General features: G+C 62.4%; 8 protein-coding genes. 5 read left to right on the forward strand and 3 right to left on the reverse strand.

The window, feature by feature from the left end; translation table 11 throughout:
* Positions 1 to 20 precede the first annotated feature (20 nt).
* Both LCW13_RS03415 and LCW13_RS03420 read left to right on the forward strand, forming a co-directional pair.
* Positions 21 to 1,403, forward strand: coding sequence for a glutamine synthetase family protein (locus LCW13_RS03415; protein ID WP_225347592.1), 1,383 nt, complete (start codon positions 21 to 23; stop codon positions 1,401 to 1,403).
* Between the two features lie 237 nt (positions 1,404 to 1,640).
* Entirely contained in the window at positions 1,641 to 2,933 is a 1,293-nt protein-coding gene (locus tag LCW13_RS03420) for an NAD(P)/FAD-dependent oxidoreductase (protein ID WP_225347593.1), read from the forward strand.
* Positions 2,934 to 3,093: 160 nt separating this feature from the next.
* Here LCW13_RS03420 and LCW13_RS03425 read toward each other — a convergent pair whose 3' ends face one another.
* Both LCW13_RS03425 and LCW13_RS03430 read right to left on the reverse strand, forming a co-directional pair.
* Complete coding sequence (locus tag LCW13_RS03425; RefSeq protein WP_225347594.1) at positions 3,094 to 4,593, reverse strand: Na+/H+ antiporter NhaC family protein; 1,500 nt, start codon at positions 4,591 to 4,593, stop codon at positions 3,094 to 3,096.
* A gap of 214 nt (positions 4,594 to 4,807) precedes the next feature.
* Positions 4,808 to 6,184 (reverse strand): glutamine synthetase family protein, encoded by a 1,377-nt coding sequence (locus LCW13_RS03430; protein WP_054555114.1) that lies wholly within the window; start codon positions 6,182 to 6,184, stop codon positions 4,808 to 4,810.
* Positions 6,185 to 6,444: 260 nt separating this feature from the next.
* On the opposite strand from LCW13_RS03430, the gene LCW13_RS03435 reads away from it, so the two are divergent.
* The 3 genes from LCW13_RS03435 to LCW13_RS03445 are packed head-to-tail and all read left to right on the forward strand — an operon-like array spanning position 6,445 to position 10,249.
* A complete protein-coding gene (locus tag LCW13_RS03435; RefSeq protein ID WP_225347595.1) occupies positions 6,445 to 7,233 on the forward strand; it encodes a gamma-glutamyl-gamma-aminobutyrate hydrolase family protein in 789 nt (262 codons plus the stop codon).
* Between the two features lie 2 nt (positions 7,234 to 7,235).
* The gene (locus tag LCW13_RS03440; RefSeq protein ID WP_318527672.1) at positions 7,236 to 8,750 is read left to right on the forward strand and encodes an aspartate aminotransferase family protein; all 1,515 of its coding nucleotides are present in this window, start codon (positions 7,236 to 7,238) and stop codon (positions 8,748 to 8,750) included.
* A gap of 2 nt (positions 8,751 to 8,752) precedes the next feature.
* Positions 8,753 to 10,249: an aldehyde dehydrogenase gene (locus LCW13_RS03445; RefSeq protein ID WP_225347596.1), complete on the forward strand. Its 1,497-nt coding sequence runs from the start codon at positions 8,753 to 8,755 to the stop codon at positions 10,247 to 10,249.
* 122 nt (positions 10,250 to 10,371) lie between these two features.
* Here the strand turns inward: LCW13_RS03445 and LCW13_RS03450 are convergent, their stop codons facing one another.
* The gene (locus LCW13_RS03450; protein ID WP_043332584.1) at positions 10,372 to 10,923 is read right to left on the reverse strand and encodes a cupin domain-containing protein; all 552 of its coding nucleotides are present in this window, start codon (positions 10,921 to 10,923) and stop codon (positions 10,372 to 10,374) included.
* Between the last annotated feature and the right edge of the window lie 60 nt (positions 10,924 to 10,983).

The raw sequence follows: 10,983 nt of genomic DNA on the forward strand, positions 1-10,983 counted from the left end.
TAGCGTTCAAGGAAGGTGTCATGAAGTACGAACCCAATGGTCGCGAAGACGACGAAGCCGTGCTGCAGGAATGGTTCACGGCACATGGCATCACCGAGGTGGAATGTCTGGTCACCGACCTGACCGGCATTCTCAAGGGCAAGATCATGCCGGCGCGCAAGTACCTCAATGGTGGGCGACCGCGCCTGCCGGACTCCATCTTCATCCAGACCGTCACCGGCGGGTATCCGGATGATGAAGACAGCCGCTTCTGGAATCCGGCCGAGCAGGACATGCAGCTGATCCCGGATACCAGTGCCGTCTATCTGGTGCCATGGGCGGAAGACCCCACCGCGCAGATCATCCATGACTGCTATTACCTCAATGGTGATCCGGTGGAGCTGTCGCCGCGCTATGTGCTCAAGCGAGTGCTGGCACTGTATGCCGCACGCGGCTGGAAGCCGGTGGTGGCCCCCGAAGCCGAGTTCTATCTCGTCAAGACCAACAAGGACTCCGACTATCCGCTGGAGCCGCCCATCGGGCGCAGCGGTCGTCAGGAGAGCAGCCGTCAGTCCTATTCCATCGATGCGGTCAATGAGTTCGATCCGCTCTTCGAGGAGATGTATGACTACTGCGAGGCCATGGGGCTGGATCTCGATACCCTGATCCATGAGGAGGGCGCCGGGCAGATGGAGGTCAATTTCGAGCATGGTGACCCGCTGGCGCTGGCCGATCAGGTCGTGATGTTCAAGCGCACGCTGCGCGAGACGGCATTGCGCCACGGCATGTACGGTACCTTCATGGCCAAGCCGATGGCCTATCAGCCGGGCAGCTCGATGCATATCCATCAGAGCCTGGTGGATGTCGCGACCGGCAGGAACCTGTTCGCGGATGATGAAGGGCGGGCCAGCACCCTGTTTCGCAACTTCATCGGCGGCTTGCAGACCTACATGCCGTCCGCGATGCCGTTCTTCGCGCCCAACGTCAATTCCTATCGCCGCCTGATGCGCAGCGAGACCAGTGGCTCCGCGCCGATCAACGTGGAGTGGGGCTTTGACAACCGCACCGTCGGCTTGCGGGTGCCGGTGTCAGATGCCGAGGGGACGCGGGTCGAGAACCGTCTGGCCGGCGCCGACGCCAATCCCTATCTGGTGATGGCTGCCTCGCTGGCCTGCGGCTATCTGGGCATGATGGCGCAGATCGAGCCGCGTCCGCCGGCCGTGGGCTCTGCCTGGGAGGGCGGTAATTCCTTGCCGGACGATATCGGGCCTGCACTGAATGCGCTGCACTCCTGCAAGCCGTTGGCGGATATTCTCGGCGAGCGCTTCGTGAAGAGCTATCTGGCCGTCAAGCGTGCCGAGCATCGTGAGTACTTCCAGGTCATCAGCTCGTGGGAGCGGGAGCACCTGCTGCTGCGTGTCTAGCCCTTCGGAACATGTCCTGTGTGTCTAGCACTGTGTATCTCACCCTGCGGGGCAAGCCCATGAGGGAGCCGAGAGGCCGTGACAGTCGTCACGGCCTCTCGGCGTTTCAGGTGGGGCGCTCTGTGATGGCAGGTTGCTGCTTGTGGTGATTATTGCATGTCAAGGTCGGCGTGATTGGCTCGATGATCCGTGATATCGTGCTTTTATGTTGATTAAAATAACCAAAAGGAAATTGTCATGAGTGCCTCTCTGCCCCTGGAACATGCTGCCTCCTGGTATGCCGCCTCAGCCAATGCCGCGCCCGAACGGCCCCCGCTAGCGGGAGATGTCAGCTGTGATGTCTGCGTCGTCGGGGCTGGCTTCACCGGCATCTCGGCGGCGCTGCACCTGGCCGAGCAGGGCCTCAAGGTGATGGTGCTGGAGGCCGCCCGCGTGGGTTACGGCGCATCCGGTCGCAATGGCGGGCAGATCGTCAACAGCTACAGCCGCGACATGGATGTGATCGAGGAGCGTTTCGGCGCCCAGACGGCACGTGCGCTGGGCGACATGGCCTTTGAAGGCAACCGCATCATTCGTGAGCGTATCACCGGTTATGGCATCGATTGTGACCTGCGCGAAGGCAATCTGTTTGCCGCCTGCAATGCGCGTCAGCTCAAGGGGCTCAAGGAGCACAAGGCGCTGTGGGAGCGCTATGGCAACTCCAGTCTTGAATTGCTGGAAGGCGATGCCTACAAGCGTGAAGTGAGTGCCGAAGGCTATACGGGCGCGCTGGTCGATCACTCCGGTGGCCATATTCATCCGCTCAATCTGGTGTTGGGCGAAGCCGCAGCCTTCGAGTCGCTGGGCGGCGTGATCTTCGAGCACAGCCCGCTGCTGAGTCTCGAGCATGGCAGCCCCGTCGTGCTCAAGACCGCGGGCGGTATCCTGCGGGCCGACCGCGTCGTGATGGCGGGCAATGCCTACCTCAATGGTGTGCTGCCGGAGCTTGAAGGAAAGTCGATGCCCTGTGGTACCCAGATCATCACCACCGAACCGCTGGCGGAGGATGTGGCGCGTAGTCTGCTGCCCAACAACATGGCGGTGGAAGACTGCAATTACCTGCTCGATTACTACCGCCTGACCCGTGACAACCGACTCATCTTCGGTGGCGGCGTCAATTATGGCGGCGAAGACCCCAGCAATATCGAAGCCTTGATTCGTCCCAAGATGCTCAAGGCCTTCCCGCAACTGGCCAAGGTCAAGATCGACTACGCCTGGAGCGGTACCTTCCTGATGACGCTCAATCGTCTGCCTCAGTTCGGCGTGCTCAATGACAACGTCTACTACGCCCAGGGCTATTCCGGGCATGGCGTGACCTGCAGCCATCTGGCAGGGCGCTTGATCAGTGAGGTGATGACCGGCCGTGATGGCCGCTTCGATGCCTTCGCCGGCCTGCCGCACCTGCCGTTCCCCGGTGGCCGCATGCTGCGGGTGCCGCTGTCTGCCGTGGGGGCCTGGTACTACCAGACCCGCGACAAGCTCGGTATCTGATCAGCCTGTTCTCCAGAATGCCCCAAGCCGCCTTCCTTATCGGGAGGTGGCTTTTTCATGGGCTGGAAAGCACGCCTGACCTGGCCCGAAACGCACTGCGCCCCGCCTGTGAAGGCGGGGCGCAGTGCATGTCTGGCCGATTCATGGCGTGAGCGCTGGGTCAGCCGGCGATCCAGAATCCCATCAGCAGGAAGCCCAGCGTCGTGACCAGCGCACCGATCAAGGTGTAGGGCAGTTGCGTCAGCGCATGCTGCATCGGCTGGACCCCGCAACCCTGTGAGGACAGTACCGAAGAGTCCGAGAAGAAGCAGGCGTGGCTACCGAAGCTGGAGGCTGACAGCAGGGCACCGACGATCAGCGGCAGCGAGGTATCCATGTGCAGTGCGATGGGAATCACGATCGGGATCGAGATCACGAACACGCCCCAGGAGGAGCCGGTCGCGAAGACCACGACGGCCATGCTGACGAACACGATGGCCGGCAGGATCGCCGGAGTCAGGTAGGGTGTCAGGCTCTCGATCATGAAGGTGGTCATGCCTAGCTGGTCATTGACCTCGCGCAGCACGAACCCGACCGCCACGATGGCCAGGGGCAGCATCATGGTGCGAAAGCCGTCCATCACCGCGTCCATCAGCGAGGAAAACGACACCAGGCGCTGGGCGAGATACAGCAGGATGGTGAACAGCGTAGCGACGATCACGCCCTTGAGCAGGTCGATCTCGAACCAGGCGCTGGCGCCGATCAGCACGGCCATTGGCAGCACGAAGTTCATCAGACCGATCCATGGGCTGGATTTCGGCGCTTCTGCTTCCGGCAGGGGCTCCGGGGCGCCGTCAGGAATCGGCTGGCCGGCCTTGGCGCGTCGCTCGGCGGCCTTCATCGGTCCGATGTCCGGCATCAGGCCAATGGCGACCAGCATGGCCAGCGCCATCGCGATCCAGCCATACAGCATGTAGGGAATCGCCTGGATATAGAGCGACATGCCGCTTTCGGTGGCACCGCCTTCCTCGAGCAGTTGGGAGAAGTACACCGCCCAGGTCGAGAGGGGCACCAGAATGCAGATGGGCGCGGCAGTCGAGTCGACGATATAGGCCAGCTTCTCACGCGAGACCCCGAAGCGGTCCGTCAGGCGTTTCATCGCCGCCGGCGTCGCCAGGGCATTCAGATAGTCATCGATGAAGATGAGAATGCCGAGGATCACGGTGCCGATCAGCGACTGACGACGGGTCTTGAGCAGGCGACCGATCATGTTGCTGAAACTCAGCGTGCAACCGGACTTCTCCATCATGGCGATGAAGCCGCCCATCAGCCCACAGACCAGAATCAGCCAGGCGATGGTCTCGTTCATCATCATGCCCAGCGAGATATCGGCCAGCTCTCCGATGTAGTCGTCAGGCTGCAGTATCAGCAGACCCGCGAGCGCGCCGATGGCCAGGGCTTCCAGGGTGCGATGGGTCGCGATGGCGACCACCAGCACGATCAGCGATGGCACGAGGCTGATCCAGCCGAACGGCGTGCCGGCCTCATGGGTAAAGGTGATGCCCAGCACCAGTGCCAGGATGACGCCGAACATGGCAATGCTGCGCCCCTTGCCACGGACGCTGACGGAGGGAGCGAAGGGGTGTGGGGGCGCTGGGGGGACGGGAGAGACCTGATTCATGCCCGGGCCTCCCATGCAGCGAGGAAGTGCTCGGTACTGACTTGGTCGGTACTGACTTGCTCGGTACTGAGTTGGTCAGCGCAGCAGCGCTCTGCGGGGAGCCGGTCTGCAAAGCCGTGGCCATGCAGTGAGTGACCAACGAAGTCGCGGGCAGCGACGGTTTTTATGATTGTCATGTCCTGAGCCCTGGAGTTGGTGGAGGGGTCGGTGTGGATCAGATGTTGCGCAGGTACCAGTCGTATTCCAGACGGCTGATGATCTGCATGGCCGCTTCACGCTCCGCGCGACGGCCAGCAATGAAGACGTTCAGGAAGCGCTCGCTGAAGGCGTGGGCCAGTGCTTCACTCTCCTCCAGCAGCGTCAGTGCCTCGGGCCAGCTGTTGGTCAGGCTCGGCTCGAACTGGTCATAGGCATTGCCGGTGACCGGCTCGCCCGGCGAGACCTGATGCGTGATGCCGTGGATCACCGAGGCCAGCAAGGTGGCCAGCAGCAGGTAGGGATTGACGTCGGCCCCGGCGACACGGTGCTCGAGACGACGTGCCTCGTTGGGGCCGGAGGGGATACGGATGGCGACCGAGCGATTGTCGAAGCCCCAGGTCGGCGCCATCGGCACGTACAGGCCCTGCTGAAAGCGGCGATAGGAATTCAGGTTGGGCGCAAACAGCGCCATCGAGGCGGGCATCAGTTCCAGCAGGCCGCCGATGGCGTGACGCAGGGTCTCGGTGCCCAGCGGATTCTCGTCCTGCGCGGCGAAGACATTGTTGCCGTGCTGGTCCAACAGGCTCATGTGCGCATGCATGCCGTTGCCGGCCTCGTCGCCATACGGCTTGGCCATGAAGGTGGCATCGAAGCCGTGGCGCAGGGCGACGCCCTTGATCAGACGCTTGAGCAGGACAGCGCTGTCACAGGCCTTCATGACATCGTCGAGATGGATCAGGTTGATCTCGAACTGGCCCGGCGCACATTCCTTGAGCGCGGTATCCAGCGGCAGCTGTTGGATGCGCGCGGCAGTCTGGATCTCGTCGAGGAAGTCGGCGTACTCATCCAGCTCGCCGATGGAATAGAGCTGGCTTTCGCTGGCGCGCTCGCCTGTCAGCGGGGAGCACGGCGGCTGCACCATGCCCAGGTCATCGCGTTCGCGATCGACCAGATAGAACTCCAGTTCCAGCGCGACGACCGCCGTCAGGCCCATGTCGGCAAGAATATCGACCTGTTTCTGCAGCTGATTGCGCGGGTCGGCAAAGAAGGGGCCATCCTTGTCATCACGCATGTTCATCAGCAGCTGCCCCTGCTTGCCGTTGCGCAGCCAGGGGGCTGCCATCAGGGTGCCGGGGATGGGGCGGCAGACCTGATCACTGTCACCGCTGCTGAGCCCCAGCCCGGTTTCCTCGATGGTGTTGCCGGCGATATCCAGTGCGAAGACGGAGCCTGGCAGGTTGATGCCATTCTCATAGGCCTTTTCCAGATTCTCGCGCGGGATTCGCTTGCCGCGCTGGATGCCGCTGATGTCACTGATCAGCAGATCGATGTTCTCGATTTCCGGATGACGGTCCAGAAATTCTCTGGCCTCATCGACGGGGAGGCTGTACATGGATATCACCTGTGGGCATGGGATGTTGTGGTTTATATATCGCCATCATGGCCATTGTTGTCAAATATTTTACAACACTTGACGGTTTTCGTGGCTGGATGGCTTTGGTGTTATGGCGATAAATCCTTTTTAAACAGTGTGTTGTATGGATTTTTGTGAAATCGTCGTTTCGTCGGGTTGGCAAGGAAAGGCGTTCAGTCTATGTTGATTAAAACATACCAATCATCCAAGGCCTGCTTGTTCGCCTCAAAGGAGATCCCATGCCACCTCGTCCCCTGGTGGGCGTCATTGCCTGCCGTCGCACCGTAGAAGGTCATCCGGCGCATATGGTGACCGACAAGTACGTCAGCGCTCTGCGTGAATTCGGACTGGATCCGGTGGTCATTCCGGTCTGGGAGGATGTCGAGCCCGACGCCGCCAGCGCCCTGCTGGCACGCCTGGATGGTCTGCTGCTGACTGGCAGCTATTCCAACATGCACCCCTCACGCTACGGCGAGACCAGCGCGCCGGAGAATACCTATGAAGACCCGGCCCGCGACGCTGCGGTGCTCTGCTGGGTGCCGCTGGCGCTTGAGTTGCGACTGCCGCTGCTGGGGATCTGCCGCGGGTTTCAGGAGCTGAACGTTGCCTTCGGCGGCAGCTTGCACCAGGCGGTGCAGAAGGTGGCAGGCCTGATGGATCATCGTGAGCCCAAGGGCGATCTCGAGGCGCAGTTCGCGCCATCGCATGCCATCAGCATCTCGCCCGGCGGAGTGCTGGCAGGGCTTTACGCCGCGCCCGAGGCGCAGGTCAATTCCTTGCATCAGCAGGGGGTCGCCCGTCTTGGTGAGGGCCTGAATATCGAAGCGGTTGCCCCGGATGGGCTAATCGAGGCGGTCTCGGTCAGTGGTGCGGCGTCCTTCACGCTGGCGGTGCAGTGGCATCCGGAATGGAAGCCGCGTGAGCACGCCTTGTATCAGGCGATTCTGGAAGGCTTTGCCGCGGCCTGTCGTGACAAGGCCGAGGGTGGCACCTTGCCGACCTGTCACCCGACTCGCGAGGAGGCGTGAAGATGGCAATGAATGACGCTGGCGAACGCCTGAAGGCGCTGGATGCGCGCCACCACCTGCACCCCTTCACCGACTTCAAGCAGCTGGGCGAGCAGGGCAGTCGAATCATCACCGGTGCCAGCGGCGTCTATATCCATGACGCCGATGGCCAGCGGATTCTCGATGGCATGGCGGGGCTGTGGTGCGTGAACCTCGGCTATGACCAGCCGGAACTGGTCGCGGCGGCCAGCCAGCAGATGACGCAGCTGCCGTACTACAACACCTTCTTCAAGACCGCCCACCCGCCGGCGATCGAGCTGGCGGCCGAGCTGTGTCGTCTCGCGCCGGAGCATATCAATCATGTCTTCTTCACCGGTTCCGGTTCTGAAGCCAATGACAGCATGCTGCGCATGGTACGGCGGTTCTGGGCGCTCAAGGGCCAGCCGGAAAAGCAATGGATCATCGCGCGCGAGAATGGCTATCACGGCTCGACCGTCGCGGGCATGAGCCTGGGTGGCATGGCCCCCATGCATGGTCAGGGTGGCCCCTGTGTGCCCGGCATCACGCATATTCGCCAGCCCTACTGGTTCGCGGAAGGGCGTGGAAAGGCGAGTGAAAGCCCGGAACTTGTGACACGGAGCAGAGACGATTTCGGGCGATTGTGTGCCGAAGCACTGGATGCGCGTATTCAGGAACTGGGCCCGGACAACGTGGCCGCCTTCCTGGCCGAGCCCGTGCAGGGTGCCGGCGGTGCGATCATGCCGCCTGACAGCTACTGGCCTGCCATCAAGGCCGTGCTGGCGAAATATGACATCCTGCTGGTGGTGGATGAGGTCATCTGCGGCTTCGGTCGCCTCGGCGAATGGTTCGGCAGTCAGCATTACGACCTGAAGCCCGATCTGATGCCCATCGCCAAGGGGTTGTCCTCCGGTTACCTGCCGATCGGTGGTGTGCTGGTCGGCGATAGGGTCGCCGATACGCTGATCGAAGAGGGCGGCGAGTTCTTCCATGGCTTCACCTATTCCGGACACCCGGTGTGTGCCGCCGTGGCGCTCAAGACCCTCGAGATCATGCAGCGCGAGGATATCGTCACCCGGGTGCGTGACGACCTGGGGCCGTATCTCGCCAGTCGCTGGGCCACGCTTGCAGACCACCCGCTGGTCGGCGAGGCGCGTTCGCTTGGCCTGATGGGGGCGCTGGAGCTGGTGGCCGACAAGGCCAGTGGCGAGCGTTTCGATTCTTCCCAGGCCGTCGGCAACCTGTGTCGTGATATCTGTTTCGAGACGGGACTGGTGATGCGCTCGGTGGGCGACACCATGATCATCTCGCCGCCGCTGGTGATCACGCATGAGCAGATCGATGCGCTGGTCAGTCTGGCGCGCGCGGCACTGGATGAAACGGCGCGCCAGCTGGCGAGTCACGCCGCCGCTTGCTCTTCCGCTGCGCTGAAGGCCACTTCGCCCTCGTCCTCGCTGCCTTCTTCACTCTCCTCTGCTCCATCCTCTGAACCTTCCTCTTCCCTGACCTCGGAATCCTGATCATGAGCCGTCCTCAGACATTGGCCGAATGGCAGGCGCTGGCCGCCCGCCTGACCCCGCAGTTGCAAGGCAATGCCTTCATCAATGACGAATTCGTGCCGGCGGTCAGCGGCGAGACTTTCGAGAGCCTCAACCCGGCCACCGGTGAGCGGCTGGCGATGGTCGCCAGCTGTGACAGCGCCGATGCCGAGATCGCCATTCGTCATGCGCGTGCCGCCTTCAAGAGCGGTGTCTGGTCGCGCATGGCCCCGACCCGGCGCAAGCAGGTGTTGCTCAGACTCGCCGAGCTGATGGAAGCCCATCAGGATGAGCTGGCGTTGCTGGATAGCCTCGACATGGGCAAGCCGGTCACCAGCGCGCTGAACGACATGGCCGGGGCGATCGGCTCGATCCGCCACCAGGCCGAGTCCATCGACAAGCTTTACGGTGAGGTCGCCCCGACCGGTCAGCAGGCGCTGGGCATGGTGCTGCGCGAACCGCTGGGCGTGGTGGCCTCCATCGTGCCGTGGAACTTCCCGCTGATGATGACGGCGTGGAAGATCGCCCCGGCGTTGGCGGCGGGCAACAGCGTCATCCTCAAACCGTCGGAGAAGTCACCGCTGTCGGCGCTGCGTCTGGCGCAGCTGGCGCGTGAGGCCGGTATCCCGAGCGGCGTCTTCCAGGTGCTGCCGGGCTTCGGGCATACCGTCGGGCGTGCACTGGCGCTGTCGATGGACGTCGAATGCCTGGCCTTCACCGGCTCCACCGCCGTCGGCAAGCAATTGATGCAGTATGCCGGGCAGTCGAATCTGAAGCGGGTGTTCCTGGAGTGTGGCGGCAAGAGCCCCAACATCGTCTTCGCCGATTGCGCCAATCTGGATCGCGTCGCCGAAAGTGCCGCTGCCGCCATCTTCTACAACCAGGGCGAGGTCTGTATCGCGGGTTCACGTCTGCTGGTGGAGAACTCGATCCGTGATGCCTTCGTCGCCAAGGTGGTCGCGGCTGCCGAGCGCATGCAGCCGGGCGACCCGCTGGACCCGGCAAGCTTCATGGGCGCGATGGTCGACAGTACCCAATATGAGCGCGTGATGGGCTATATCCGCCAAGGTGTCGAGGAGGGCGCGGCACTGCGCGCCGGCGGTGAGGAGGTCGAAGGGTCCGGACTCTTCATTCGTCCTGTGGTCTTCGATGGCGTCACGCCACAGATGGCGATCGGCTGCGAGGAAATCTTCGGCCCGGTGCTGTCCGTGTTCGGCTTCGAGACCGAAGACGAAGCGCTGGCGTTGGCCAATGACAGTGACTTCGGGTTGGCGGCAGGGGTGTGGAGTCAGGACATCGATCGCATCATGCGCGTGACGCATCGTCTCGAATCCGGTCAGGTCTTTGTCAACAACTGGGCGGGGGGCGATCAGACCATGCCCTTCGGTGGGGTGAAGCAGTCCGGCAACGGCCGTGACAAGTCACATCACTCGCTGGCGGAGTACACCCAGCTCAAGAGTGTCTGGATCGAGCTGAGCTGAATTGGAATGCGCTGAACTGAAATGAAATGAGCTGTGTAGGCCCCCGTGAACTCAGGGGCTTGCGGAGAAAGAAGAGGCCACGCGATTGCGTGGCCTCTTCTTGCTTGCCTTCGCCACAAGGGCTAGAACATCCGCGCCGGCGTCGCGCAGCTGACCAGGCGACACTCGACATCACCGATGTTGCGGAAGCGATGCGGCACGTTGGTATCGAAGTAGTAGGCGTCGCCCGCCTTCAATACCCGCGTGTCGCCACCGATGGTGATCTCTATCTCGCCCTCGATGACCACGCCCGCTTCCTCACCCTGATGGGTGATCATCTCGCGGCCAGTGTCAGTGACGGGCGGGTAGGTCTCGATCATGAACGACAGGGCGCGGTCACGCCGCTTGGCGCCCACCAGCTTGAAGATGACATCGCCGCTGCCGACGTTGATCAGCTCCTCCTCGCTGTAGAACACCTTGGCGGTGTTCTCGAGCTCCATGGTGAAGAAGTCGCCGACACTCATGGGAATGGCGGCGAGAATCTTCGACAGTGAACTCACCGACGGGCTGACCTTGCCCTGTTCGATCAGTGACAGGCTCGAGTGTGTCACACCGCAGCGCTTGGCCAGCTCGCGTTGCGAGATGCCACGCAAGGTACGCAATGCCCGCAGGCGGGCACCGACATCATCTGCCATCAGAACATCCTTCATGTCGCGACGAGTTGAGGAGAGGGGCAAGCCCTTCCAGACCGACGA

Source organism: Cobetia amphilecti (assembly GCF_020217465.1).
Taxonomy (GTDB): domain Bacteria; phylum Pseudomonadota; class Gammaproteobacteria; order Pseudomonadales; family Halomonadaceae; genus Cobetia; species Cobetia amphilecti.

What these genes read in the sequence shown, in the direction of transcription:
- LCW13_RS03415 (WP_225347592.1), top strand. Translation starts at nt 21, where the DNA reads ATGAAGTACGAACCCAATGGTCGCGAAGACGACGAAGCCGTGCTGCAG.
- LCW13_RS03420 (WP_225347593.1), top strand. Translation starts at nt 1,641, where the DNA reads ATGAGTGCCTCTCTGCCCCTGGAACATGCTGCCTCCTGGTATGCCGCC.
- LCW13_RS03425 (WP_225347594.1), bottom strand. Translation starts at nt 4,593, where the DNA reads ATGAATCAGGTCTCTCCCGTCCCCCCAGCGCCCCCACACCCCTTCGCT.
- LCW13_RS03430 (WP_054555114.1), bottom strand. Translation starts at nt 6,184, where the DNA reads ATGTACAGCCTCCCCGTCGATGAGGCCAGAGAATTTCTGGACCGTCAT.
- LCW13_RS03435 (WP_225347595.1), top strand. Translation starts at nt 6,445, where the DNA reads ATGCCACCTCGTCCCCTGGTGGGCGTCATTGCCTGCCGTCGCACCGTA.
- LCW13_RS03440 (WP_318527672.1), top strand. Translation starts at nt 7,236, where the DNA reads ATGGCAATGAATGACGCTGGCGAACGCCTGAAGGCGCTGGATGCGCGC.
- LCW13_RS03445 (WP_225347596.1), top strand. Translation starts at nt 8,753, where the DNA reads ATGAGCCGTCCTCAGACATTGGCCGAATGGCAGGCGCTGGCCGCCCGC.
- LCW13_RS03450 (WP_043332584.1), bottom strand. Translation starts at nt 10,923, where the DNA reads ATGGCAGATGATGTCGGTGCCCGCCTGCGGGCATTGCGTACCTTGCGT.